Annotated in this window: 22 protein-coding genes and 1 pseudogene; 16 read left to right on the plus strand and 7 right to left on the minus strand. The window is 70.9% G+C overall.

Going from position 1 to position 25,890, the window contains the following annotated elements:
* Window positions 1-22: 22 nt before the first annotated feature.
* Complete coding sequence (locus tag MKK55_RS06100; RefSeq protein ID WP_243933763.1) at window positions 23-1,891, minus strand: beta strand repeat-containing protein; 1,869 nt, start codon at window positions 1,889-1,891, stop codon at window positions 23-25.
* A 1,001-nt stretch (window positions 1,892-2,892) separates the two neighbouring features.
* On the opposite strand from MKK55_RS06100, the gene MKK55_RS06105 reads away from it, so the two are divergent.
* The 6 genes and pseudogenes from MKK55_RS06105 to MKK55_RS06130 all read left to right on the plus strand — a co-directional run.
* The gene (locus tag MKK55_RS06105) at window positions 2,893-3,234 is read left to right on the plus strand and encodes a hypothetical protein (protein ID WP_243933765.1); all 342 of its coding nucleotides are present in this window, start codon (window positions 2,893-2,895) and stop codon (window positions 3,232-3,234) included.
* 230 nt (window positions 3,235-3,464) lie between these two features.
* Complete coding sequence (locus tag MKK55_RS06110; protein WP_243933767.1) at window positions 3,465-3,950, plus strand: hypothetical protein; 486 nt, start codon at window positions 3,465-3,467, stop codon at window positions 3,948-3,950.
* A gap of 43 nt (window positions 3,951-3,993) precedes the next feature.
* Window positions 3,994-4,356 (plus strand): XRE family transcriptional regulator, encoded by a 363-nt coding sequence (locus tag MKK55_RS06115; RefSeq protein ID WP_243933768.1) that lies wholly within the window; start codon window positions 3,994-3,996, stop codon window positions 4,354-4,356.
* Window positions 4,353-4,796 (plus strand): hypothetical protein, encoded by a 444-nt coding sequence (locus MKK55_RS06120; RefSeq protein WP_243933769.1) that lies wholly within the window; start codon window positions 4,353-4,355, stop codon window positions 4,794-4,796. Before MKK55_RS06115 ends, MKK55_RS06120 begins: the two co-directional genes overlap by 4 nt.
* A 515-nt stretch (window positions 4,797-5,311) precedes the next feature.
* Complete coding sequence (locus tag MKK55_RS06125; protein WP_243933770.1) at window positions 5,312-5,521, plus strand: hypothetical protein; 210 nt, start codon at window positions 5,312-5,314, stop codon at window positions 5,519-5,521.
* 255 nt (window positions 5,522-5,776) lie between these two features.
* Window positions 5,777-6,150: pseudogene (locus MKK55_RS06130) on the plus strand (transposase); the annotation flags it as partial.
* Window positions 6,151-6,218: 68 nt separating this feature from the next.
* On the opposite strand, the gene MKK55_RS06135 reads toward MKK55_RS06130, so the two are convergent.
* On the minus strand, window positions 6,219-7,148 hold the full coding sequence (locus tag MKK55_RS06135; RefSeq protein ID WP_243933771.1) for a LysR family transcriptional regulator: 930 nt from the start codon (window positions 7,146-7,148) through the stop codon (window positions 6,219-6,221).
* An 80-nt stretch (window positions 7,149-7,228) separates the two neighbouring features.
* On the opposite strand from MKK55_RS06135, the gene MKK55_RS06140 reads away from it, so the two are divergent.
* The 3 genes from MKK55_RS06140 to MKK55_RS06150 all read left to right on the plus strand — a co-directional run bounded on the left by MKK55_RS06140 (window position 7,229) and on the right by MKK55_RS06150 (window position 9,579).
* On the plus strand, window positions 7,229-7,846 hold the full coding sequence (locus tag MKK55_RS06140) for a pyridoxamine 5'-phosphate oxidase family protein (protein WP_243933772.1): 618 nt from the start codon (window positions 7,229-7,231) through the stop codon (window positions 7,844-7,846).
* A complete protein-coding gene (locus MKK55_RS06145; RefSeq protein WP_147843978.1) occupies window positions 7,843-8,247 on the plus strand; it encodes a VOC family protein in 405 nt (134 codons plus the stop codon). The genes MKK55_RS06140 and MKK55_RS06145 overlap by 4 nt, the downstream gene beginning before the upstream one ends.
* A gap of 75 nt (window positions 8,248-8,322) precedes the next feature.
* A complete protein-coding gene (locus tag MKK55_RS06150) occupies window positions 8,323-9,579 on the plus strand; it encodes a YbfB/YjiJ family MFS transporter (protein ID WP_243933774.1) in 1,257 nt (418 codons plus the stop codon).
* Between the two features lie 100 nt (window positions 9,580-9,679).
* On the opposite strand, the gene MKK55_RS06155 is transcribed toward MKK55_RS06150, so the two are convergent.
* Together MKK55_RS06155 and MKK55_RS06160 are read right to left on the minus strand one after the other, a co-directional pair.
* On the minus strand, window positions 9,680-10,927 hold the full coding sequence (locus tag MKK55_RS06155; protein WP_409566026.1) for a winged helix-turn-helix domain-containing protein: 1,248 nt from the start codon (window positions 10,925-10,927) through the stop codon (window positions 9,680-9,682).
* 97 nt (window positions 10,928-11,024) lie between these two features.
* Window positions 11,025-11,888, minus strand: coding sequence for a helix-turn-helix transcriptional regulator (locus MKK55_RS06160; RefSeq protein WP_243933776.1), 864 nt, complete (start codon window positions 11,886-11,888; stop codon window positions 11,025-11,027).
* Window positions 11,889-11,987: 99 nt separating this feature from the next.
* On the opposite strand from MKK55_RS06160, the gene MKK55_RS06165 reads away from it, so the two are divergent.
* Entirely contained in the window at window positions 11,988-12,890 is a 903-nt protein-coding gene (locus MKK55_RS06165) for an SDR family oxidoreductase (RefSeq protein ID WP_243933778.1), read from the plus strand.
* 225 nt (window positions 12,891-13,115) lie between these two features.
* Here the strand turns inward: MKK55_RS06165 and MKK55_RS29210 are convergent, their stop codons facing one another.
* Complete coding sequence (locus tag MKK55_RS29210) at window positions 13,116-13,244, minus strand: hypothetical protein (protein WP_313898890.1); 129 nt, start codon at window positions 13,242-13,244, stop codon at window positions 13,116-13,118.
* Between the two features lie 269 nt (window positions 13,245-13,513).
* Between MKK55_RS29210 and MKK55_RS06175 the strand changes: the two genes are divergently transcribed.
* The 4 genes from MKK55_RS06175 to MKK55_RS06190 all read left to right on the plus strand — a co-directional run bounded on the left by MKK55_RS06175 (window position 13,514) and on the right by MKK55_RS06190 (window position 18,338).
* The gene (locus MKK55_RS06175) at window positions 13,514-14,347 is read left to right on the plus strand and encodes a DeoR/GlpR family DNA-binding transcription regulator (protein ID WP_147843193.1); all 834 of its coding nucleotides are present in this window, start codon (window positions 13,514-13,516) and stop codon (window positions 14,345-14,347) included.
* Between the two features lie 86 nt (window positions 14,348-14,433).
* A complete protein-coding gene (gene glpD / locus MKK55_RS06180; RefSeq protein WP_243933780.1) occupies window positions 14,434-15,966 on the plus strand; it encodes a glycerol-3-phosphate dehydrogenase in 1,533 nt (510 codons plus the stop codon).
* A gap of 84 nt (window positions 15,967-16,050) precedes the next feature.
* Entirely contained in the window at window positions 16,051-17,556 is a 1,506-nt protein-coding gene (gene glpK, locus MKK55_RS06185) for a glycerol kinase GlpK (protein WP_243933782.1), read from the plus strand.
* Window positions 17,557-17,606: 50 nt separating this feature from the next.
* On the plus strand, window positions 17,607-18,338 hold the full coding sequence (locus MKK55_RS06190; RefSeq protein WP_243933784.1) for an MIP/aquaporin family protein: 732 nt from the start codon (window positions 17,607-17,609) through the stop codon (window positions 18,336-18,338).
* A gap of 9 nt (window positions 18,339-18,347) precedes the next feature.
* Here the strand turns inward: MKK55_RS06190 and glmS are convergent, their stop codons facing one another.
* Window positions 18,348-20,174: a glutamine--fructose-6-phosphate transaminase (isomerizing) gene (glmS, locus tag MKK55_RS06195; protein WP_243932404.1), complete on the minus strand. Its 1,827-nt coding sequence runs from the start codon at window positions 20,172-20,174 to the stop codon at window positions 18,348-18,350.
* Window positions 20,175-20,328: 154 nt separating this feature from the next.
* The gene (gene glmU, locus MKK55_RS06200; RefSeq protein WP_243933786.1) at window positions 20,329-21,720 is read right to left on the minus strand and encodes a bifunctional UDP-N-acetylglucosamine diphosphorylase/glucosamine-1-phosphate N-acetyltransferase GlmU; all 1,392 of its coding nucleotides are present in this window, start codon (window positions 21,718-21,720) and stop codon (window positions 20,329-20,331) included.
* A 297-nt stretch (window positions 21,721-22,017) separates the two neighbouring features.
* Here glmU and MKK55_RS06205 point away from each other — a divergent pair, with 297 nt between their 5' ends.
* Entirely contained in the window at window positions 22,018-23,598 is a 1,581-nt protein-coding gene (locus tag MKK55_RS06205; protein WP_409566027.1) for a glucan biosynthesis protein, read from the plus strand.
* 86 nt (window positions 23,599-23,684) lie between these two features.
* Window positions 23,685-25,856, plus strand: a complete 2,172-nt coding sequence (gene mdoH / locus MKK55_RS06210; protein ID WP_243933844.1) for a glucans biosynthesis glucosyltransferase MdoH — start codon at window positions 23,685-23,687, stop codon at window positions 25,854-25,856.
* Window positions 25,857-25,890 lie beyond the last annotated feature (34 nt).

The following is a 25,890-nucleotide window of genomic DNA, read 5'->3' on the forward strand; positions in this document are numbered from 1 at the left end:
TCGGCCTGCCGCCTTCCGGGACTTAGCGCTGCACGGTCACGGCGGTGTTGCGGTAGCCGAACTGGGCGGTGACGGAGCTGTTGGAGACGTTGCCGGCGCTGGACTGCGAGGTCATCGCGTAGTTGGCCGCACCGACCTGCACCGTCTGCTGGGTGTTGGCACCGATCATGTTCTGCGGGCCGGTGGTCTGGAACGCATTGGCGGTGTTGCTGTAGCCGGCCTGCACGATGAGCGAGCCGTTCACACCGATGCCATCGAGCGGATTGGCGATGGTGGTGCCCTGGGCGGTCAGCGCCTTGTTCTTCGCGCCGATCTGCAGCGTGGCGGCACCGTTGCCGTTGAGCGCCAGCGGATTGTTGCTCTGGCTGGTGACGGCGGCGTTCTTGTAGCCGAGCTGGACGGTGCCCTGCAGGTTCGAGCCGTTCTCCTGGCCGACGATCGCGGTGTTCTGCGAGCCGATCTGGGCGACGGTCGAGTTGTTGGAGGTCGGCAGGAGGCTGACACCCTTCTGCGAGGTCAGGGCGACGTTCTTGTTGCCGAGCTGGACGACGTTGGAGGAATTGTCGACGCCGGCGAGTGCGACCAAGTCCGGAAACACCGTGGTCGTGGTGATGGTGGGGTAAACTCCACTCGATTTGCTGTTGGGGGCCGAGAAGCCGATGGAGGACTTGGACTGCAACGAAGCGCTGGTGGTGAACCGACCCGTCCGCGCGCCGGCCGAAGTCTGGCTCGTGACGGCCGAGTTGCCGTTGCCGACCTGCAGGGTCGACGCCGCGTTCACGCCACCCTGGTAGGCCGGCAGCGGAACGGAGGTGTCAAACGACTTCATTGTATCGAGCCCCTTGAACTCGATAAACTTGGAAAAAACCGGAATGAAGAAATTGGAAGATGTCGTGCGAACCGTCGTGGTGATCGCGCCCTTCGCCGAAGGTGCGCCCGAGGATGCCTGCGAGGTCAGGGCGTTGTTACCGCGGCCGATCTGCGTCGTGGTCGCAGTGTTGCTCGAGCCCTGCGCGTTGCTGGCCTGAGCGGTGACCGAGACGTTCTCGACGCCGACCTGGAGCGTGTTCTGGCCGTTCTTGCCGCCGTCCTGGGTGGCGAGCGAGACGTTGCCGAGGCCGAACTGCTCCGTGGTGGAGCCGTTCCCCGGCCCGGTGGCGGCACCGCTCTGGTTGGTCAGCGCGAAGTTGCCGACGCCGACCTGGAGGGTGTCCTGCTTGTTGTTGCCGCCGGTCTGGCCGACCAGCGCGCCGTTGTTGGCGCCGAACTGGGCGACGTCGGAGCTGTTGCTGCCGGCGGTGGCGCTCTTCTGAGCGACGACGGCGGAGTTGCCGGCACCGACCTGCAGGGCACCCTGGATGTTGTTGCCACCATCCTGGCCGATGACCGCATCGTTCTTCACGCCGAACTGCGAGGTGGTCGACAGGTTCAAGCTGGTCCCGCCATTGGTCTGGGCGATGACGGCCATGTTGCCGGCGCCGACCTGCAGGGTGCCCTGGCGGTTGCCGCCGGCGGTCTGGCCGATGACGGCGCCGTTCTCGAAGCCGAACTGCGAGGTCGTCGACAGGTTCGAGGCCGAGCTGGTGGCCGCGGTCTGCGAGGACACCACCGAGTTGCCGGCGCCGACCTGCAGGGTGCCCTGGGTGTTGTTGCCGCCGGTCTGTCCGACGAGGGCGGTGTTGGCGGTGCCGAACTGGCCGATCGTGGAGTCATTCGCGCCCGACTTGCCGCCGCCCTGACCCAGGACCGCGACGTTGCGAACGCCGACCTGCAGCGTCTGCTGGCTGTTGTCGCCTCCGGTGGTCTGCCCGATGACGGCGCCGTTGCCGAGGCCGATCTGCGAGGTGGTCGAGGCGTTCTTGCCCGTCTCGCCGCCGGTCTGGCCGATCACGGCCGTGTTGCCGCCACCGATCTGGAGGCTGCGCTGGGTGTTGTTGCCGGCCGACTGCCCGACCAGGGTGCCGTTGCCGAGGCCGAACTGAGCCGAGGTGGAGTCGTTCGCGCCCTTGGCGCCGCCGGTCTGGGCGGTGACGTTGACGTTGCCGGCGCCGACCTGAAGCGCGCTCTGGGTGTTGTTGCCGTTCGTCTGGCCGACGACGGCGTTGTTTCGGGCCCCGAGCTGGACGATGCCGGACTTGTTCTGGGTGCTCTTGGCGTTCGCCTGCGAGGTCAGGGCCCGGTTCTTGACGCCGGCCTGGACCGTGCTCTGCGTGTTGTTGCCGCCGGCCTAGCCCGAGAGCGCCTCGTTGTAGGCGCCGACCTGCGCGATGAACGACTCGTTATCGGCCGCGAAAACGGCCGTGGAGCTCGCGAGAACGAGCACCAACGCTGCTGACGTCTTCATTTGGAGATGCCTACTCTATCCGGGCGGGTCGCTTTGAAGTTGCAACCACTGTGGAGCATCGAACGATTCGCTGCCCTCGGATCGAGTTAATGTCACGTTAACGAATCAACGGCAAGTGAGGCTGTTAAAATTCAGTTAACGATGCACATCCTCCTTCGTTCCACGCTTCTTCGACGATCGCGCGACTGCGGCGAGGGCCTGGAAGAATGGGGATTGAGGTATTTCAGGCTGCCGCCCGCCGCCGCAACTCCGAGATAGTTGATGCGATGGTATTTGGCGGACATATCGGCCCCTGAGCGATGCCGATTCGGCCATCCGTTTCTCTGGCATCGCGAGACGAACTCGATGGGGCGGCGATCGATTGCCCCCTCGCGTCGCAGCGCGGGCGAAAGATCCGCATTTATCGTTCCGTGCGGTCCCTGCTCGGAGCGGCCGCTCTCGAGGCCCCTGGCCGAGACACCGAGGGCGGCGTCGCGACCAGGCTGGTTAATGGGGCGATCACGAATTGGCCCTACACGGGAATCCCGAATCGTAGAGGGGGCCGAGACATGATCCGCTTCGCGCAAGTCGCAACGTTCGCTGCATTAACCATCCCCGGTGCGACCCCGATCCTTGCTGCCGAGGCCTATGTTCCACAGGCCGCGATCGCCCAGGCCGGCGACGTCCCCGTGCGACTCCCGGCAAGCCCGCTCCTGGCCCTGCCCGTGACCCTCGCCTCCGCCCAGGCCACCGCCGCGAGCCGGCAGGCAGGCAACACGGCGCAGGTCGTGCAGATCGGAATCTATAACAATGGCATGGTCTCGCAGACCGGCATGGGAAACGTCGCCGCGCTCTATCAGCAAGGGCAGGGCAATGTCGCCGTGATCTCGCAGACCGACCGCTCGCGCTGAGATTTCATGACCACGATCGTGTATCGACGATTTTGTCCGTCCGAATCGTGACTTGATGCGACCTATTCCGTTTGATGGCCGTCTCGGGGCAACGGTCGTCAAACGCGCTTCGGACCTTCCACATCCACGCTAGAGTGCGGAGCGGATTCCCGGCGTCTGAAGATCGCGGCTCGTGTAGGCGGCGTTCCCTAAGCTAAATCAATGCGATTTTCGCGAAACGTGTGATTCAGGTGGACACGCTTGAGAACCTTCTTGCAGACCCAGGGATTGTGCGGCTAGAAGCCGTCCTTGGTCCACGCGAACTGCCGAACAGGCGGCTGTTCGGCACCCAAGACTTCGTGCGATGGCTAGATGGGCAAGTACGCCAGCAAGAACCGTCGCCAAGCGGAGCCGAAACGACACCACTCGAACAGATCGACGACCTCTTTCACCGATATTCGACGGGCGGCTTCCTGGCTCATCGCCGGGAATTTCGTTGTGTCAAAGTCGAAAAAAATCCTGTATGGGAATTAAAGACCGTAGACGTTCGAATATTCGGCTGGTTCCCGGCAAAAGACTGCTTCGTATGTGTTTTTGGAGATTTTGCTGATCGCGTAAAAGATCATGATCTCTATCGCGGCTATCGCCTCGAAATTCGGCGGATGCGACGCGAGATGGGGATCAAAGAAGATCTTTGCGGGATGGGGGGGGCGCCGAGTGACGTCATATCATTTTAGGACCAACGGCCGGTCCCGATCGGCGGGACGCCTGATCGGTCGCGTGCGCAGCGAGCTGCTCCAGGCCTTGCTGGAAAAACGCACGGCATCGGGCGCCTCCATCCAATCCGTCGCCGACAAGCTCCTTCTCGAGCGCTCGGTCATCAACGGCCAGCTTTCCGGGCATCAGCAGCTCTCGCTTCGACTGATCGCCGATCTGGCTTGGGCCCTGGATCGCGAGATTGTCTTCGAGATCCGCAAGGTCGAGCGGCAGGCGGGCCAGAACTCTCCCCCGGAAGTGTCCACGGCGATGTCTCGCGCACCGACCCTGGTCGGCGTTTCGCGCACCCTGACGTCGACGCTGCCGCCCAGCCGCCAGATCCACGTGCGACCTCGGCAGGCGAGGCAGAAAAGCGCCTCCACATGAAGCGCCATGGATTCTCGATCTTCTGCGACGACATTCGTAACGAGGTGGGCGGAAAGCTGAGCTTCATCGGGTGCTACAATTCGGTCATGTTCGCCTCTCCGGACATGCCGTTCATCCTGCCGAAGTTCTGCATCCATACGCATGTGATCTCGTCGGCCGAGCACCCGCTCTCCTCCGTCCTGCTACGCTGCTACGTGCCCGGCCTCGAGGATCCGATCATCGAGGAGCCCGTGGAGACGCCGCCCATCGCCGAGCAGCGGAAGCTCGTTTCCGCGCTCGAATCCGGCAGCACGGCGCCGCGATACATCGTGGCGTCGGCGAGCCTGATCCTCTCGCCTTTCGAGATCTTGAGCACGGGCCTCATCAGCGTCCGCGCCGTCCTGGGCGACATGGCGGAAGAACTCAGCCTCGGAGCGTTGAGGGTCGTCGTCGCAGACTAGGTGTTTGATCCCACGGTGTGGTGATATGGTTGAGCACCATGCTGCCAGCGATGCGCTCTGGCCCAGGTTCTTCATGGAAGGCCGAGGCGGACTTGTCGATCGCGATGCCGGCCGGAATCTTCCGCGGATCGACCAAGTCAGGATCGATGCTCGCGGCCTCGATGCGGCGACGGAGCACCGCGGTCCTTCCCGATACGAGGCGTTGGTCTTCGAGCGGTGTCCTGAGCCATTTCTCGGCCCTCCAATTCACGATCTCAGATGGGGATCGGGATGCGGACCCGACATCGAGGGCTGGCCGGAACCTCGATCCCGGCGCGCGCACGGACTCCGGATGACCCCGATCGCGGTTTTTCCTCCCCACGGGCCCAGCCTTCTGCGCCTACTCCTCCCTTGCTGTGGTCGAGGGGCTTGCTCGATGAGGTCGGCGACGGCTTGGCCGTGCACCGTGATGGGGAACCGCGATCATCTGCAGCGCTTGGCCTTCCTGCCGGCATGAGGTCCGGCGGGAGAGCAGCATGTCGAGCGACACCCACAAGCATCAGGAACTGCTCAGCGCTTTGAAGGCCGCGCAGGGCAGAGGCGACGGCTCCTTCGAGCAGGCCGTAACGAATGCCTTCGAGCACGTCTTCGAGCACCTCGATCGACTGAACTCGCACGTGTCGCTCGGCGGACCGGAGGGGGACGAGCGTCATCTCAAGACCGGTGAGTCGCCGACGCTGCGATAAGCTCCGGGCCCTGACTTCCGATTCGGAGTCGGGGCCGTCGTCGCGGCCTTCCTCTCGATGGCGCCGGTCGTCATGCGACGTGATCGAGCCCAGGGCCGGCAGCGAGTTCGTCGACCAGGATGCTCACGATCCGCATCGGTCGGTCCGTCGTCGGTCGCCTCGCACAGGATGGCGAGCGGGGACGGCCGCACGCCGGCGGCGCGAAGATCGCCGAGGATCCCTGCCGAGCAGGGCACTCGGAACCATCGGGGTGTGCGGCTGGTCCAGCGCAACGGCTATCGTGACCGGGACTGGCAGACGCGGGCCGGGACCGTCGAACTGCGCATCCCGAAGTTGCATAGGGGGCGTGCTTCCCGGCTTTCTTGATCGTCTCGGCGGCGGTGATCGTGAGCACCGACGGCCGGCGCGAGGTGCGCGGCATGGATGTCGGCCCCTCCGAGGCCGAGACGTTCGGGACAGCCTTCCGCAAGCTCGCCCGGCGGGGGCTGCGCGGGGTCAAGCCGGTGATCTCGGACGCCCACGAGGGCATCAAGGCATCGGTGGCCCAGGTGATGAGCGCAACCTGGCAGCACTGCCGCATCCACTTCCGGAGGACGGGGCCCGCCCAGGCCGGCCGCTCAGGTCTTCGATGCGCTTTGCGGGGCCCTGATTCCTCGGGGCGCGTTCGAGCCACGGTCCCGCGGTCAGCTCAAAGACTTCAAACGACGGACGACGCGGTCCGGGCGGCCTCCGGACTCACCCCCCAGGCGCCGCTCCGCGCGCGGGCGCGCATGGCCTCGATGAACAGGCGGACGCTCGGCAGGTGCGCGCGGCTGGCATCGAACAGCAGGTGGATCGGCACGGGCGGCGGCGCGTGCGCGTCGAGCACGCTGCACAATCGGCCCGCGGCGAGGCCCTCGGCCGCCTGGTAGCTGAGGACGTTCGCGAGCCCGAGCCCGGCCGCGGCGGCGGCCAGCTGGGCATCGATCGAGGTCACGGTCAGCCGCGGCGCGACGGCGACGCCCTGCGACCGCGGGCCGAAGCGCCAGTGCGAGCCGGTTCGGACGTTGTCGCCGGCGATGATGTCGTGCTCGGCGAGCGCCTTCGGGTCGGCCGGCCGCCCGCGCGCGGCGCAGTAGGCCGGGCTCGCGACGATGACCTGCCGCACCGTGCCGAGGGCGACCGACCTGAGGCGGCTGTCGCGCGGCTCGCCGATGCGGACCGCCACGTCGATCCCCTCCTCGACCAGCCGGATGTTCCGGTCGAGCAGCATCAGGCGCGCCGACACCGGCCGGTGCCGGGCGAGCAGGTCCGCCACCACGGGAAGGACGTGCAGCCGGCCGAAGACGACCGGCGCCGTGATCTGCAGCTCGCCGTGCGGCGCCGCCTGGCGCCCCATCACGACGTGCTCGGCATCCTGCAGCCGCATCAGGATCTCGCGGGCGCGATCCAGGAGGGCGGCGCCCTCCTCGGTCAGCGCCACGCTGCGGGTCGAGCGCCGGAACAGCGGCACGCCGAGATGCCGCTCGAGGGCGGCGATGGTCCGCGTCACCGCGGGCGGCGAGTGGCCGAGGTGGCGGGAGGCGGCCTTGAAGCCGCCCCGCTCGGCCACCGCGACGAAGGTGGTCAGCGCCGCGAAGCGGTCCACGCGATCATTCCCGAAAACGAAATTCTGAACTGCGAAGGTGATGGATTATCGCCGCCGCGTGAAGCCGCTACCTCTCCGGCATGCCCGGTACCTACTTCCACCACCTGTTCGGCGAGACGGCGCGCACGCTCCAGGCGCGCGCCGGCTCCCGCGCCAGCTACGCCAGGCGGGAGGCCGCGTCCGCCGACGGGCGCGATGCGCTGACCGAGCGCGAGCACGCCTTCCTGCAGGCGCGCGACAGCGTCTACCTGGCGAGCGTCGGCCCCGAGGGCTGGCCCTACATCCAGCATCGCGGGGGGCCGGCCGGCTTCGTCCGGTCGCTGGGCGAGAACCGGATCGGATTCGCCGACTATCCCGGCAACCGGCAGTACATCTCGCAGGGCAACGTGATCGAGCGCGGCCGGGTGGCCTTGTTCGCGATGGACTATCCGGCCCAACGCCGGCTCAAGCTCATCGGCCACGCGCGCATCGTCGCGGCGGCCGAGGATCCCGATCTCGTCGCGCGGGTCTCGCATCCCGCGGCGCCGCCGGCCGTGGCCGCGTTCGTGATCGACGTGGTCGGCTTCGACTGGAACTGCCCGCAATTCATCGCGCCGCGCTTCACGCGCGCCGAGATCGAGGACGAGCTCGGGCCGCTGCTCATCGAGAACGCGAACCTGCGCGCCGAGCTGGCGCGCCTCAAGGGAGCCTCCGCATGACCGAGCCGTCGACCCGTGGCGTGCATCACGTCGGCCTCGCCGTGCCGGACCTCGACGCCGCCGAGCGCTTCTTCGTCGACGCGCTTGGATGGCGCGTCGCCGGCGGCGTGCCGTCCTACCCCGCCGTGTTCGTCTCCGACGGCGCGATCCTCGTGACGCTGTGGCGGATCGCCGATCCGGAGGCCGCGGTGCCGTTCGACCGCCGCGCCAACGTCGGGCTGCATCACCTCGCCCTCAAGGTCGCCGACCGCGCGGCGCTCGCCGCCGCCTACGACCGGGTGCGCGGCCATCCGGGGACGACGATCGAGTTCGCGCCCGGCCCGATGCGGGAGGGGTCCGAGACGCACCACTTCATCGGCACGATGCCGGGCGGCGTGCGCCTCGAATTCGCCACGGCGTAGGACCGTTCCTGTCGCCAGGCCGGCTTTCACGTCGGCGCCCTGCACTCTCGGACCGAACGGCGGGAACCTCGTCCCATGGCCTTGCCGACGCCTGCCCGGCCTCGAACGCTTCCGCACGGCGATCGCGCTGGCGCCGACGACAGACGGACGGCCCGGCGCGCGGTCGCCTCGGCCTCCTGCGCCAGCCTGATCGGGATCGGGCTCGCGCGGTTCGCCTATACGCCGCTGCTTCCGGCGATCATCGACGGCGGCTGGTTCGAGGCCTCGACCGCGGCCTATCTCGGGGCGGCCAACCTTGCGGGTTATCTCGCCGGCGCCCTGCTCGGGCGGCCGCTCGCCGCCCGCACCCGCGTTCCCGTGGTGCTCCGCGCGATGATGGTGGTGGCGACCGCGGCGTTCTTCGCCTGCGCCTACCCGCTGAACGTCGCGTGGTTCTTCGCCTGGCGCTTCGCGTCGGGCTTTGCCGGAGGCGCGCTGATGGTGCTGGCCGCGCCCGCCGTGCTTCCGCACGTGCCGCCGGGCAAGCGCGGCCTGGCCGGCGGCCTGATCTTCATGGGCATCGGCGTCGGCATCGCGGCGTCGGGGACGCTCGTCCCGCTCCTCCTGCGCGGCGGGTTGCAGCAGGCCTGGTTCGGCCTCGGCGCGCTCTCCTGCCTGCTCACCGTCATCGGCTGGCGGGGCTGGCCGTCCGAGGCTCCGGCGGCAGTTCGGCCGGTTGCCGGTGCCGAGCCGTCGCGCGCGCCAGGCCGGGCGGCGCTGCGGGCGCTCTACGCGGAATACGCGCTCAACGCGGCCGCGTGGGTGCCGCACATGCTCTTCCTCGTCGACCTCGTTGCGCGCGGCCTCGGGCAGGGCATCCAGGCCGGATCGCACTATTGGGTGCTGTTCGGGCTCGGCGCGACGGTCGGCCCGATCCTCGTCGGGCACCTCGCCGACCGGACCGGCTTCGGTCCCGCGCTCCGGCTCGCCTTCCTGGTCGAGGCCGGCGCGATCGCGATTCCGGCCCTCGGCCTCGGCCCGTCATGGCTGATCCTGTCGAGCGTCGCGGTCGGCGCCTTCGTCACCGGAACCGTGCCGCTCATGCTCGGCCGCATCGGCGAGCTCCTGCCCGGGGAGCCGGAGCGGCAGAAGGCGGCTTGGAGCGTCGCCACCGTGGCGTTCGCGCTGTTCCAGGCCGGCGCCGCCTACGGGCTGTCCTTCGTCTTTGCGCACACGGCGGGCAACTACACGCTGCTGTTCGCGCTCGGCACGGCCGCGATGGTGCTGGCGCTCGCCATCGACCTCGGCACGGCGCTGGCGACGCCGCGCCCCGCCTCCCCCGCCCGTCCCTGAGGCTGGCGCCCGAGTCCGGCGGAGTTGAGCGTCCGTGCCGCATCGCAGCCGTGCCGAACGCGGGGCGAGCGGCGCCGCCTCACGATCTCGCGGCGATCGGTCAGCCCGAGGCTTCGGTCGCTCCCGGTTCGATCGACGGCGGGTCGGGCTCGCCGGCGACCGCGATGGGCAGGCCGGTCGCGCCGGCCGCCGGCGCGGCGGCGAGGCTCGCCAGGTCCAGCCACGCCGCCATCAGGCGGAGCTCCCCGAGCAGCCGGTCCATGGTGCCGGGGGGCGCATCGGGCTCCAGGTGCACGCGCTGGACGACCAGCACGCCGATCCGGCGGTTCGCCTTCAGGTCGACGCGGGCGACGAGCGCGCCGTCCATCAGGAAGGGCAGGACGTAGTAGCCGTGCTCACGCTGGTGGGCGGGCGTGTAGATCTCGAGCCGATAGCGGAAGCCGAACAGCCGCTCGGTCCGCGGCCGGTGCCAGATCAGCGGATCGAAGGGCGACAGGAGCGCGGCGCCGTCGAGCCGCCGGCCGAGCCGCGCCTCCCTGTGCCGGTAGGCCGGCTGCGGCCAGCCGCGGACCCGGGCCGGAATCAGCGTGCCGTCCTCGACCAGCTGCGCGATCGGCAGGTGCGCATCGGCGGGCGCGAGGCGATAATAGTCGCGCAGGTCCTGCGCCGTCGCGATGCCGAGCGCCCGCGCCGCGCGTGCGATCAGCTCCCGCCGCGCGTCGATGCCGCTCGGGGTCGGATGCGCGAGGACGGCGCGCGGAAGCACGCGCTCGGGCAGGTCGTAGACGCGCTCGAAGCTGCCGCGACGGTGCGTCGAGGCGACGAGGCCGGCCCAGAACAGCCATTCGAGCGCGTGCTTGGCCGCACTCCACACCCACATGCCCTGCGAGGCCCGGTTGCCCGCGACGTCGGAGGCGGCCAGCGGCCCCTCCGTCTCGATGCGGGCGAGGAGGGCTTCGGCTTCGCCGCGCCTGTCCCCGGCGAAGGGTTCGAGCCGCCGCCATAGGCCGCGGCCGGCGAGGGCCCGGGCCATGCGCCAGCGCAGCAGGGGGTGATGGTCGACCGGCAGGAGCGAGGCCTCGTGCCCCCAATATTCGAAGAACCGCTTCGGCCGGTCGGCCGCCAGGGCGTCGAGGAGCCCACGCTCGTAGGGGCCTAGGCGCGAGAACAGCGGCAGGTACTGGGCCCGCAGCAGCACGTTCACGCTGTCGATCTGAAGCAGGCCGAGCCGGCCGATCTCGTTGCGCATCCGCGCGGCGGAGACGAGTCCCGCGCGCCGGCCCGCGGCGAAGCCCTGGGCGACGAGGGCGATGCGACGGGCCTCGGAGGCGGAGAGGTCTGCCGTCAGGGCCGGTCTCCGGACAGGGGCGGCGCGATTGTCACGCGCCGATGCAGCGCGAGGTCCGGCCGTGGATGAACGGTCCCCGCGATGCGCGCCGCACCCACTACGCGTCCTTCGAAGGCGGCCGATCGGTGCCGCTCCCGCCCCGCTTCGCATGAACGAGCGCACGGATCTGCTCGCGGACCTCCGGGGTGATCGGGTTGTAGACGATCATGCCGAGATCCGGTCTTCCGTCCACGGCGAAGGCCGAGAACTCCAGCTCGATCGGGCCCAGGACGGGGTGACGGAGCCGCTTGACCCCGTCTCCGTGGGCGTGGACGTCGTTCTCCCGCCACAGGGCGGCGAAGTCCGGGCTGGTGCGGCAGAGCTCGTCCACCAGCTCGCCGACCTCGGAGGCCGCGCCGGCCCGCACCGCGTCCGCCCGGAACGCGCCGACCACGAAGCGGGCGACGCTGTCCCAATCCTGCTGCGCCGTCCGCACCCGCGGGTCGCCGAACATGCGGCGCAGGATGTTGCGCTCGCCCGGCGGCAGCGGTTCCCAGTCGGTCATCAGGACGGCGGCGGCGCGGTTCCAGGCGACGACGTCCCAGGTCGCGGTCTTGATCAGGGCCGGGCTGACCTCCAGCGTGTCGAGCAACCGCTGGAGGCGCGGCGTGATCCCCTCCTGCGGCCGGTAGCGGACCTCGGGCGGACGCCCCAGCGCCAGCATGAAGACGTGCTCGCGCTCGGGCTCGGTCAGCATCAGCCCGGCGGCGATGCGGTTCAGCACGTCCGCCGAGGGTGCGCCGCCACGCCCCTGCTCCAGCCAGGTGTACCAGGTCGCGCTGATGTTCGAGCGCTGGGCGACCTCCTCCCGGCGCAGGCCCGGCGTGCGACGGCGGCCCGAGAACCCGAGGGCGGCCGGATCGAGCTTGGTGCGCCGATCCCGCAGGTAGGCGCCCAGCGAGGGTTCGGAACGGGCGGGCATGGCGATCCTGTTGGGACGTATACCGGGATACAGTCACGACTTTAACGGGATCGGCGGCGGGCCGACAAGGGGCGCTCTGATCACAGCGGAGTGCATCGCATGCGCATCTTCCTCACCGGCGCCACCGGCTTCGTCGGCTCGGCCATCGTCCCGGAACTGCTCCGGTCCGGGCATCGGGTGCTCGGCTTGACCCGCTCGGAGGCCGGCGCCCGCAAGCTGATCGAGGCCGGGGTCGAGCCGCATCGCGGCACCCTTGACGACCCGGACAGCCTGCGCCGCGGCGCCGCGCAGGCCGACGGCGTGATCCACACCGCCTTCGACCACGACGACTTCACGAACTTCGTCGCCAATTGCGACAAGGACCGGCGGGCGATCGAGGCCCTGGGGGCCGCCCTTGCCGGCTCGGATCGGCCGCTGCTCATCACCTCCGGTGCGGGAATCGGGAGCCCCGACGACGGCGGCCCGGCCCGGGAGGACGTCTTCGACCGCGCGCACCCGAACCCGCGCATCGCCTCCGAGCTCGCCGGGGCCGCACTGCTGGAGGCGGGGGTGAACGTGTCGGTGGTGCGGCTTCCGCAGGTGCACGACACGGTCAAGCAGGGGCTGATCACCTACCTGATCGACCTCGCCCGGCGGACCGGCGTCTCGGCCTATGTCGGCGACGGCGCCAACCGCTGGGCGGCGGCGCCGGTCCTCGACGTCGCCCGGCTCTACGCGCTCGCCTTCGCGCGGCGGGAGGCGGGCGCCCGCTACCACGCGGTCGCCGAGGAGGGCGTCGCCGCCCGCGACATCGCGCAGACCATCGGCCGCGGCCTGAAGCTGCCGGCGGTCGCCCTCGCGCCGGAAGACGCCGCCGCGCATTTCGGCTGGCTCGCCGCGTTCGTCGGCCTCGACATGCCGGCCTCCAGCGCGCTGACGCGGGCCCGGCTCGGCTGGCACCCGACCGGCCGGGGCCTGATCGAGGACTTGGAGCGGATGGACTATTCCCGGCCGCCCGCCTGAGGCGCCCGAGGCCTTCGCCCGTCAGGACGACAGCGTGCGCAGCTCCCCGCGGGCGATGCCGAGCGGCGTCCGCACGAGCAGCCACAGGATGACGGGGGGGCAGCGTCAGGAGCACGAGGGCGGCGGCGTCGGTCGGGAGCCCGGAGCCCGGTCGACACGGCCTCGGAGGATGGCGCGATCGCCGCGTCCCGGACGACCTCCGGCATCGACGGTCTCCCCTCGCGCTCACGCGCGCCGCACCCGCGATTCACCAGGGCTGCCGGAAAAGGCGCGCGAAACCGGCCTGCGCGCAAGGTCGGCGACCGGCAGGGCGCGGATGCGCTGCCCGGTCAGCGCCGCGATCACGTTGAGCACGGCGGGGGCAGCCCGGGCGCGCCGACGCCGCCCGTCGGCGCGCCGCTCTCGACGATGCGCACGTGCACTGCCGGCCTGTGCTCGCGGCGGATCGGGTCGGTGTGGTCGTTCCGCGACTGCCGGGCGCCGTCGCGGTAGACGATCTGCTCGAACAGCCCCGAGGACAGGTCGAGCGCCGCCGGCCCCTGGGCCTGCGCGTTTCGTTTGCGAAACCCCGCCGGTCACCTACACTCCGATCCGAGGCGTGCGAGCCCCGGGCCGGAGTTTCCATGACGCGTATGGTCGAGCGGGGCGGCTTCGAGCGGAAGGCGGGCGAGCGCGCCGACGCGTCGGCGGTCGAGACGCGGCGCGGGGCGATCGTCGCCGCGGTGCGCCAGCGCGGCTTCGTGACGATCGAGGCCCTGGCGAGCCAGTTCGGCGTGACCGTGCAGACGATCCGGCGCGACCTCAACGAGCTCAGCGCGGAGGGGCGGCTCGAGCGCTACCGGGGCGGCGGCGGCCTGCCGTCCAGCGTCGAGAACATCGACTACGCCGACCGCCGCACCACGCTGCTGTCCGAGAAGACCCGGATCGGCCGGCTGGCGGCCGGCCGCATCCCGTCGCACTGCTCGGTGTTCCTCAACATCGGCACCACGCCGGAGGCGGTGGCGCGCGAGCTCGTCCGCCACGACGACCTCAGCATCATCACCAACAACCTCAACGTGGCGGTCGGGCTGGCGGAGGCGACCGACTTCCGCATCGTCGTGGCGGGCGGCACGATCCGCAACCGCGACGGCGCCGTCCTAGGGCAGCTCACCTGCGACACCCTCAGCCAGTTCCGGGTCGACGTGGCGGTCATCGGCATCAGCGGGATCGACGCCGACGGCGCCCTGCTCGACTACGATTACGAGGAGGTGCGGGCGACGCAGACCATCCTGGCGCATGCGCGCCAGACCTTCCTCGTGGCCGATCACACCAAGTTCACCCGCCGCCCGATGGTCGAGGTCGGGCGGCTGGAGCAGATCGACACCTTCTTCACCGACCGCGTCCCGCCGCCCGAGATCGTCGCCCTGATGGAACGCCACGGCGTCGCCCTCGCGGTGGCCGACCGAGACGAGCCGTAGCGAACATCGCAATTTTCGCTTGCGAAAATCCTAAGATAAGGCAATATTCTGCCGACCCGGGCATCGGCCGGGGCGGGAGGCGACTCATGACGACGGTCTCGAACGTGCGGGCGCTGGGCGCCCCCTACGACCTGCTCGTCATCGGCGGCGGCATCAACGGCACCGGCATCGCCCGCGACGCGGCCGGGCGCGGCCTCTCGGTGCTGCTGTGCGAGCGCGGAGACCTCGCGGAATTCACCTCGTCCTCGAGCACCAAGCTGATCCACGGCGGCCTGCGCTACCTCGAATACTACGAGTTCCGCCTGGTGCGGGAGGCTCTGGCCGAGCGCGAGCGCCTGCTGCGGCAGGCGCCGCACATCATCTGGCCGCTCCGCTTCGTGCTGCCGCACGACGCGGGCCTGCGTCCGGCCTGGATGCTGCGGGCCGGCCTGTTCCTGTACGACCACCTCGCCCGGCTGCGCACCCTGCCCGGCTCCAAGACGGTTCGCTTGCGAACATCGCCGATGGGCGCACCGCTTCAGGACCGGCTCACGAAGGGGTTCGTCTATTCCGACTGCTGGGTCGAGGACAGCCGCCTCGTGGTTCTGAACGCCATGGATGCGCGGGCCCGCGGCGCCGAGATCCGCACCCGCACCGGCGTCGAGTCGGCGCGCCGGGTCGACGGGACGTGGACGGCGACCCTGCGCGACGCCGTCACCGGGCGCACCGAGACCGTCCGGGCGAAGGCGGTGGTGAACGCCGCCGGCCCCTGGGTGAGCGCGACGCTCGGCGGAACGCTCGGCGTGAACAGCCGCGCGGCGGTGCGGCTGATCAAGGGCAGCCACATCGTGGTCGCCAAGCTCTACGAGGGCGATCAGGCCTACATCCTGCAGCAGCCCGACAAGCGCATCATCTTCGCGATCCCCTACGAGCGCGACTTCACGCTGATCGGCACCACCGACGTCCCCTACGCGGACGAGCCCGGCCCGGTGCGGATCTCAAAGGACGAGACGCGCTACCTCTGCGACTGCATCAACCGCTCGTTCGCCAAGGCGATCGGGCCGAAGGACGTGGTCTGGAGCTATTCGGGGGTGCGCCCGCTCTACGACGACGCCGCCGCCAACGCCTCGGCGGTGACCCGCGACTACGTGCTCGACGTCGACGATGCCGGCGGGCAGGCGCCGGCGCTCTCGGTGTTCGGGGGCAAGATCACCACCTACCGCCGTCTCGCCGAGCACGCGATCGAGAAGATCGCGTCCCACTTCCCCGGCCTGAAGCCGGCCTGGACGGGCGAGGCGACCCTGCCCGGCGGAGCGATGCCGGAGGCGGATTTCGACGCCTTCCTCGCCGCCTTCGTCCGCGAGGCGCCGTTCCTGCCGGCCGAGACCGCCCGGCGGCTCGCCCGCGCCTACGGCACCGAGGCGCGAGCCATCGTCAAGGGCGCGCGCAGCCTGGCCGACCTCGGCGAGGCGTTCGAGGGCGGCCTGAGCGCGGCGGAGGTCGACTACCTCGTCCGCTCGGAATGGGTCCGCACGGCGGAGGACATCCTGTGGCGGCGCTCGAAGCTCGGCCTGCGCACCAGCCCGGACGGGGCCGCGCGGCTCGCCGCCTACCTGACGCGAAAGGCGGAAGCCGCCTGAATCAAGGTGCGCGGCGCGGAACCGGCGCGAAGACCGGTCCGCGCGAGACGATCGACCCACGGTCCGCAAGGGAGGAAGACAGCCATGTCCCAGTATGTCGGCGCCATCGACCAGGGCACCACCAGCAGCCGCTTCATCGTGTTCGACCGCGAGGGGCGCATCATCGTCTGCAAGCAGCGCGAGCACGCGCAGATCTATCCGCGGCCCGGCCATGTCGAGCACGATCCGATGGAGATCTGGCGCAACACCCAAGGCGTGATGCAGGACGCCCTCGACGGCGCCGGGCTGACGCCGAAGGACCTCCTGTCGATCGGCATCACCAACCAGCGCGAGACCACGCTGATCTGGGACAGGCGCACCGGCCAACCGCTCCACAACGCCCTGGTCTGGCAGGACACCCGCAACGACCGCCTCGTCACCGAATATGCCCGCGACGGCGGGCGCGACCGCTTCCGCGCGCTCACCGGCCTGCCGTTGGCGAGCTACTTCTCCGGGCTGAAGCTGCGCTGGCTCCTCGACCACGTCGCGGGCGCGCGTGAGAAGGCGGAAGCCGGCGACGTGCTGTTTGGCAACATCGACACCTGGCTCGTCTGGAACCTGACGGGCGGCCCGGACGGCGGCCTCCACCTCACCGACGTGACCAATGCCAGCCGCACCCAGCTGATGTCCCTCGAGACCCTGGCCTGGGACGACGGCATGCTCTCGGCCTTCGGCATCCAGCGGGCGATGCTGCCCGAGATCGTCTCCTCCTCGCAGGTCTACGGCGAGACGCGGGTGCCGTTTTCCGGCGTGCCGATCGCCGGCATCCTCGGCGACCAGCAGGCGGCCCTGTTCGGCCAGGCCTGCTTCCAGCCGGGCGAGGCCAAGAACACCTACGGCACCGGCTGCTTCGCGCTGATGAACACCGGCGAGACGCCCGTGCCCTCCACCTGCGGCCTCGTCACCACGCTCGGGTACAAGCTCGACGGCAGGCCGGCGGTCTACGCGCTCGAGGGCTCGATCGCGATCACCGGCGCCCTGGTGCAGTGGCTGCGCGACAACCTGCACATGATCCAGGACAGCGCCGAGGTCGAGAGCCTCGCCACCACGGTCGCGGACAACGGCGGCGTCTACTTCGTGCCCGCCTTCTCGGGCCTCTACGCGCCGCACTGGAACGAGGGCGCCCGTGGCCTGATCATCGGCCTGACCCGCTACGCCAACCGCGGCCACATCGCCCGCGCCTGCCTGGAGGCGACCGCCTTCCAGACGCACGAGGTGCTGGAGGCGATGGAGAAGGATTCCGGCATCCCCGTGCGCGAGCTGCGCTCGGACGGCGGCATGGTCGCCAACGTCACCCTGATGCAGTTCCAGGCCGACATCCTCGACGTGCCGGTGGTGCGCCCGCGGGTCACCGAGACCACGGCACTCGGCGCCGCCTACGCGGCGGGCCTCGCCACCGGCTACTGGCGGAGCACCGACGACCTCGTGCGCAACTGGGGCGTCGACCGGCGCTGGGTGCCGAACATGGATGCGGGCGAGCGCCGGCGCATCACCGCCGCCTGGGGCCGCGCCGTGAAGCGCGCCTTCGACTGGGACGAGCAGGAGGATTGAGGCCGCCGCCTCGACCGCTTCCCATCCCGGACACTCTCGGAGGACATCCCATGACGTCGCCGTTCCTGGGCGAGCTTCTCGGCACGATGGTGCTGATCATCCTCGGCAACGGGGTCGTCGCCGGCGCGCTGCTGCGCGGCTCCAAGGCGGAGGGCGCGGGCTGGATCGCGATCACCGCCGGCTGGGCCTTCGCGGTGCTGGCCGGCATCTTCGTCGCGACCGCGACGGGCAGCCCCGACGCCCACATCAACCCGGCGGTGACGATCGCCGGTGCGATCACGTCCGGGAATCCGAGCAAGCTCCTGGTCTACGTGCCCGCGCAGATGATCGGCGCCTTCCTCGGCGCGACCGTGGTCTGGCTGCACTACCTGCCGCACTGGGCCGTCACCGAGGATCAGGGCCTGAAGCGGGCCTGCTTCTGCACCGATCCGGCGATCCGGCAATCGGCCGCGAACTGGACGAGCGAGATCATCGGCACCTTCCTGCTGATCCTGATCATCAGCGCCCTGCTGTCGCGGACGGTGGGGGCTTCCGGCAACATCCCGACGGGGCTGGCGCCCTACCTCGTCGGCATGGTGGTCTGGGGGATCGGCCTCTCGCTCGGCGGCACCACCGGCTACGCGATCAACCCGGCCCGCGATCTCGGGCCGCGCCTCGCCCATGCGGTGCTGCCGATCGCCGGCAAGGGGCACTCGGATTGGGGCTACGCCCTGATCCCGGTCTCCGGCCCGGCGATCGGCGCGGTGCTCGCGGCGCTCGCGATCCTGCTGATCGGCGTCTGAGGGCGACGCCTATTCCACCGTCACCGATTTGGCGAGGTTTCTCGGCTGGTCGACGTCCTTACCCATGACGACGGCGGTGTGGTAGGCGACGAGCTGGATCGGCACCGCGTAGACGATCGGCGCCACCGTCGGGTCGAGGTCGGGCATCGTCACCGTGGCCAACGTGTCGAGCCCGTGCTCGGCCGCGCCCTTGGCGTCGCCGATCAGCACGATGCGCCCGCCGCGGGCGGCGACCTCCTGCATGTTCGACACGGTCTTCTCGAACACCGCGTCGTGGGGGGCGATCACGATCACCGGCACGCTCTCGTCGATCAGGGCGATCGGCCCGTGCTTGAGCTCGCCCGCCGCATAGCCTTCGGCGTGGATGTAGCTGATCTCCTTCAGCTTCAGCGCGCCCTCCATCGCCATCGGGTAGCTCGTCCCGCGGCCGAGGTAGAGCACATCGCGCGCCTTGGCGATCTCGCGGGCCAGCCCCTCGATCTCGCTCTCGCGGGCGAGCGCGTCGGCCATCAGGCCGGGCACGGTGATCAGCGCGTCGACGAGGCGGCGCTCCTCGGCCGCATCGATGGTGCCGCGCGCCCGCCCCGCGGCGATGGCCAGGCACAGCAGCACCGTGAGCTGGCACGAGAACGCCTTGGTCGAGGCCACGCCGATCTCGGGGCCGGCGAGCGTCGGCAGCACCACGGAGGATTCCCGCGCGATGGTCGAGGTCGGCACGTTGACGACACAGACGCTGTGCTGGCCCTGGGACTTCGCGTAGCGCAAGGAGGCCAGGGTATCGGCGGTCTCGCCCGATTGCGAGATGACGAGGGTCAGCCCGTCCCGCTCCAGCGGCGCCTCGCGGTAGCGCGCCTCGGAGGCCACGTCGATCTCGACCGGCAGCCGCGCGATCTGCTCGAACCAGTAGCGGGCGACGAGCCCGGCATAGAAGGCGGTGCCGCAGGCGGTGATGTTGAGGCGGGACAGCTTGGAGAAGTCGAACGGCAGCGGCTCGGGCAGCGCGACGCGGCCCTGGGCGAGGTCGACGTAGTGGGAGAGCGTGCGGCCGACGACTTCCGGCTGCTCGTGAATCTCCTTGGCCATGAAGTGGCGATGGTTGCCCTTGTCGATCCGGTATGCCTGGGTCGCGATGGTCTGGCGCGGGCGCTGGACCACCGTGCCGTGGATGTCGCGGATCTCGGCGCCGGCGCGCGACAGGATCGCCCAGTCGCCCTCCTCCAGGTAGGTGAGCGCGTCGGTGAACGGCGCCAAAGCCAGCGCGTCCGAGCCGAGATAGGTCTCGCCCTGGCCGAAGCCGATGGCGAGCGGCGCGCCGTGGCGGGCGCCGATCAGCAGGTCGTCGTGGCCGGAGAACAGGAAGCCGAGCGCGAAGGCGCCGCGCAGGCGCGGCAGGCAGGCGGCGACCGCCTCGACCGGCCCGAGGCCCTGGTCCATGGCGTGGCTGACGAGCTGGGCCACCACCTCGGTGTCGGTCTCGCTCTCGAAGCGGACGCCCGTGGCCTCGAGCTCCTGCTTAAGCGCGCGGAAGTTCTCGATGATGCCGTTGTGCACGACCGCGAGCCGCGCGGTGGCGTGGGGGTGGGCGTTGGTCTCGTTCGGCCGCCCGTGCGTCGCCCAGCGGGTGTGGCCGATGCCGATCGCGCCCGCCAGCGGCTCCTCGCGCAGGCGCGCCTCGAGGTTGACGAGCTTGCCCGACGCCCGCCTGCGCGCCAGGCGGCCCTGCTCCAGCGTGGCGATGCCGGCCGAGTCGTAGCCGCGGTATTCCAGGCGCCGCAACGCCTCGATCAGCGGACCGGCCACTGCCCCGTTACCGACGATGCCGACGATGCCGCACATGCTGGTTTGTCTTTCGTATCGCCCGGTGGACCGGCAGCTTGTACCGGATCGACGCGGCGCGAGGCCAGCCCTTGGTCGCTACGCAGGGCGGGCATCAGGAATCGGGCCGGTGCCAGCCGAGAGATGAGGGACCGGCGCGGCGTTTTGAAGAGGATCAGGATTTTCCCGCGCGCGCCGCCTTCTCCGCCCGCAACGCCGCCCGCTTCGTCTCGGCCCAGCCCGGCTTCGTCGCCTGGCGCCCGCGGGCGACGGCGAGCGCCCCCTCGGGCACGTCGTCGGTGATCACCGAGCCGGAGGCGACGAAGGCGCCGGCCCCGACCGTGACGGGGGCGACGAGGGCCGAGTTCGATCCGATGAAGGCGCCCGCCCCAATCGTGGTGCGGTGCTTCGAGACCCCGTCGTAGTTGCAGGTGATGGTGCCGGCGCCGACGTTGGCGCGGGCACCGACCTCGGCGTCGCCGAGATAGGTCAGGTGCGCGGCCTTGGCGCCCGGCCCGAGGCGGGCGTTCTTCAGCTCCACGAAGTTGCCGATGGTGGCGCCGGCCTCCAGAACCGCGCCGCCGCGCAGGCGGGCGAACGGGCCGACGCTGGCGCCGGCCTCCAGGCGCACGTCCTTCAGGTGCGAGAAGGCGTGGATCACGCAAGCGTCGTCGACGCGGACGCCGGTGTCGAACACCACGTTGGGCTCGACCAGCACGTCGCGCCCGAGGATCGTGTCGTGGCTCAGGAACACCGTCTCGGGGGCGACGAGCGTCGCGCCGCCGAGCTGGGCGCTGCGGCGCAGGCGCGCCTGGATCGCGGCCTCGGCGACGCCGAGCTGCACCCGGTCGTTGACCCCTTGCGCCTCCGCCTCCGTCACCGGCACCACCGCGACGGAGAGACCGTCGCCGATCGCCAGCGCCACCGCGTCGGGCAGGTAGTACTCGCCGGCGGCGTTGTCGTTGCCGATCCGCTCGAGCAGCGCCAGCGCGTGGGCGCCCGACAGCGCCATCAGGCCGGCATTGCACAGGCGCACCGCGCGCTCCTCAGGCGTGGCGTCCTTCTCCTCGCGGATCGCGACCACGCGGGTGCCCTCGGTGAGCACCCGTCCGTAGCCGGCGGGCGCCTCGGTCTCGAAGGCCAGCACCGCCACCGCCGCGCCCTCGGCCAGGGGCGCCCGCAGCCGCGCCAGGGTCTCGCCGGTGATCAGCGGCGTGTCGCCGAACGCCACGATGACGTCGTCGCCCTCCCCGCCTTCGCCGTTGCTCAGGACCGCCCGCGCCGCGAGCACCGCATGCGCGGTGCCGAGGCGCTCGACCTGCGGGAAGACCTCGGAGCCCGGCGCCAGAGCCTCGATCTCGCGGGCGACGTCCGCGCGGCCGGGCTCGGCCACCACGGCGATGCGCGCGGCGCCGGCCGCCTGCACCGCGGCGAGCACGTGGCCGAGCATGCTCCGCCCGGCGAGGCGGTGGAGCACCTTCGGCAGGTTGGAGCGCATCCGCGTGCCCTTGCCCGCGGCGAGCACGATCGCGGTGAGGCTTCGCCGTACGGGGGCCGGTGTCGTCATCGCGTTCAGGTTCCCGGGGACGCTCGCTGGTGTCGACCGCCATGATCGGCGGCGACGGGATGAGGGGACCGGATTAGCCGATCGCGCCCGTCTGGCAAAACGGCGCGTCCCGCGCGCATCGTCCGGCCCGCAAGCGCGGCCTCGATCACACAGGGGACGGAATTCGCCATCGTCGGCCGACCTTAACCGAGGGTTCAGGTGCCGGGATGGTACGAGGGGCCGATTGTTGCGAACCGTTTCCAAGGTCTCGCTGTTTCCGATCCTATCGCCGACCCACCCGAACGAAGGGGCACGACGCTGCCGACCGATCCGCGCTCCGACGCCATCCGTGACCCCGTCTCGCGAGACCGTACCCGCCGCGACGTCGTGCGCCTGTCGGCCGTCGCTGCGGTGCTGGCCGGCGCCGGGTTCCGACCCGTTCCGGCCGCCGCGGAGGACGCCCCCGCCCTGCCCGGCGCCGGCGCACCCTTCGACGCGTCGACCGTGCCCGCCCTCGCCCGCGCGCTGGCCAAGGCCGCCTACGCCGCCCCCCGCACCGACGACCTCCCGGCCAGCCTCAAGGGGCTCAGCCGCGAGCAGTACGGCGCCATCCGCACCAAGCCCGCCGCCGCGATCTGGGCCGGCGACGATCTCGGCTTCACGATCGAGCCGCTGCATCGCGGCGCGATCTTCACCGGCCGCGTCGCCCTGTTCCTGGTCGAGGACGGCCGCATCCGGCCGATCGCCTACGATCCGGCGAGCTTCGACACCGGCGGCTTCGCGCTGCCGGAATTCCCGGAGGATCCGGGCTTCTCCGGCTTCCGCCTGCGCGCCCGCTTCCCCGACGGCCCCGACCTGTCGGACTTCGCGGTGTTCCAGGGCGCCTCGTTCTTCCGCCTCGTCGCCAAGGGCCAGGGCTTCGGCATCAACGCCCGCGCGCTGACGCTGCGCCCGGCCGACGCCCGCGGCGAGGAGTTCCCGGTCTTCCGCGCGGTGTTCATCGAGCGCCCGGCCGACGGCGCCCTCGTGCTCCACGCCCTGATCGATTCCGATTCCGCCTCCGGCGCCCTGCGGATGGTGCTGCGGCCCGGCACCGAGGCCTCGACCACCGAGGTCGAGACCACGATCTTCGCCCGCAAGGCGATCGATCACCTGGGCCTGGGCGGCATGCAGGCGAGCTACCTGTTCGGCTCCGAGGATCGCCGCCGCGTCGACGACGCGCGCGCCGCCGCCTTCTCGGCCGCCGGCCTGCAGATCTGCAACGGCGCCGGCGAGGCGATCTGGCGCCCGGTCCACAACCCCGACGCGCTGCAGATCTCGTCCTTCGTCGACGAGAACCCGAAGGGCTTCGGGCTGATGCAGCGGGCGCGGACCTACGAGGACTTCGAGGACGACGTGCAGCACTGGGAGTGGCGGCCCTCGCTCTGGCTGGAGCCGGCCGATGCCTGGGCGGGCGGCGCGGTGACGCTGATCGAGATCCCGAGCGATTCCGAGTTCAACGAGAACGTGCTGGCCTACTGGCGGCCGAAGGAGCCCGTCGTCGCCGGCTCCGAGACGACCTTCCGCTACCGCCAACACTGGTGCTGGCAGCCGCCCGCCGCGCCGCTGGCCACCGTGACCGGCACCCGCAGCGGGCGCGGAAGCGCGGGCGCGCGCCGCCTGTTCCTGGTCGACTTCACCGGGGACGGGCTGTTCTCCGAGGGCGGCCTCGACATCGCCCTGGCGGCGGCCCCGGGCAGCATCGCGCGCCAGCAGTTTTTCAGCTACCCGGAGCGCAGGACCGTCCGGGTCGCCTTCGAGCTCGATTCCGGCAGCGAGCGCGCGAGCGAGCTGCGCCTCGCCCTGGTGCGGGGCGGCCGGGCGGTGACCGAAACCTGGCTCTATCGCTGGACGCCGTAGAAGGCAGCGGCGTTCGAGGGACCGCCGGGCCGCATCGGCCGGCCCCGCGAGACTCCGAAGACGAGGATGGATCAAAGGCCGTGCGCATGGACGATTTCGCCGCCCTCCCCGCGACCGCACGGCGCGACGCCCCGTCGGGCCACCCGGGCGAGCGGTCGTTCCCCGACGCCCTGCCGCCGGAATCGCCCCTGGCGATGCCGGTGCAGAGCCTGTCCGCCTGGGACCCGGCGCTCGGGCATGCGCCGTCGCAGCACCCGGCCCGTCCTCACGCGTCCCGCCTCCTCGTCTTCGGCGGCGCGGTCGCGCTCACCGCCTATGGCGGCTGGCAGATGTACGAGACCGTGTCGGTCTCGGGCTCGCCGACGGCGCTGCAGTACGTGCTGGTCGCGCTGTTCCTCCTGACCTTCTCGTGGATCGCGCTGGCCTTCACGAGCGCGATCCTCGGCTTCGCCGTGCTGCTGCGCCGCCCGCGCCTGCCGCCGGTGCCGGCGGCCCTCGCCACCCGCACCGCCATCCTGATGCCGGTCTACAACGAGGGCACGGCCCGCACCTTCGCGGCGATCGAGGCGATGCGCGAGGCGGTCGACGCCACCGGCCTCGGCACGGCCTTCGACTGGTTCGTGCTGTCGGATTCGACGCAAGCCGACGCCTGGATCGCCGAGGAGCGCGCCTTCCTGGCCTTGCGCGAAGCGCTCGGCCCCGACGCCCGCCTGTACTACCGCCACCGCCGGAGGAACCATCACCGCAAGGCCGGCAACATCGGCGACTTCGTCACCCGCTGGGGCGGGGCCTACGACCACATGCTGGTGCTCGACGCCGACAGCCTGATGACCGGCGACAGCGTCGTCCGGCTCGCCGGCGCGATGGAGGCGGACGCGGATGCCGGCATCATCCAGACGCTGCCGCTCATCATCAACCGCAACACGCTGTTCGCCCGGGTGACCCAGTTCGCCGCCCGCATCTACGGCCCGGTGATCGCCACCGGCCTCGGCCACTGGTCGGGGCGCGACGGCAACTACTGGGGCCACAACGCGATCATCCGCACGAAGGCCTTCGCCGCTGCCTGCGGCCTGCCGGACCTTCCCGGGACGCCGCCCTTCGGCGGGCACGTGCTCAGCCACGACTTCGTGGAGGCCGCCCTGATCCGCCGCGCCGGCTGGGCGGTGTACATGCTGCCGACGCTGCCGGGCTCCTACGAGGAGAGCCCGCCCTCGCTGATCGACGTGGCGGTCCGCGACCGGCGCTGGGCGCAGGGCAACCTCCAGCACGCGCGGATCATCGGGGCGGCGGGGCTGAAGGCGGCCTCGCGCCAGCACTTCGCCACCGGCATCGCCGGCTACGCCGCCTCGCCGTTCTGGCTGTGCCAGCTCGTGGTCGGCATCGCGCTGGTGCTGCAGACGGCCTACGTGAAGCCCGAATACTTCACCACCGAGTTCGGCCTCTACCCGGTCTTCCCGCGCTTCGATCCGGTGCGCGCGCTGCAGCTCTTCGGGCTGACCATGGGCATCCTGCTGGCCCCGAAGTTTTTGGGCCTTCTCCTCGCGCTGATCGACGGCCCGGTGCGCCGGGCCTGCGGCGGCGCGGGCCGGCTGGTCGCGTCCTGCCTCATCGAGATCCTGCTCTCGGCGCTGATCGCGCCGATCGCGATGGTGATCCAGTCGGGCTCGGTGTTCAGCATCCTCGCCGGGCGCGACACCGGCTGGAACCCGCAACGGCGCGACGACGGCTCGATCCCGCTCGGCGACATCGTCCGCCGCCACCGCTGGCACACGGTGCTGGGGCTGGTCTCGGGGATCGCCGCCTTCGCCATCGCCACCTCGCTGTTCCTCTGGATGGCGCCGACCATCCTCGGCCTCGTCCTTGCGATCCCGATCTCCTGGGCGAGCGGGCAGCTGGCGCTCGGCCTCGCCCTGAAGCGGCGCGGCCTGCTGATGACGCCGGAGGAGCGCGACCCGCCGCCGATCGCCACCCGCGCCGGCGCGCTCGCCGCCCGCAACCAGGCCCGCGGCCTCGACGAGGCCGACGCGCTCGCGGCGCTCCACGCCGACCCGGCCCTGGCGGACGCCCACACCCGCATGCTGCCGAGCGCCGAGCCGCGCCCCCGCGGCCGGGTCGACGTCGACCACACCCTCGCTCAGGCCAAGGTCGTCGAGGCCGAGACCCTCGACGAGGCCCGCACCTGGCTCAGCCCCAAGGAGCGCATGGCCCTTCTCCACGACCGCGCCCTGCTCGACCGCCTCGTGCGCCTCGCCCCCTGACCCGATTTTCCCGATGTCCGACGGCCCCGAACTC

The organism is Methylobacterium sp. J-059 (assembly GCF_022829485.1).
GTDB lineage: Bacteria > Pseudomonadota > Alphaproteobacteria > Rhizobiales > Beijerinckiaceae > Methylobacterium.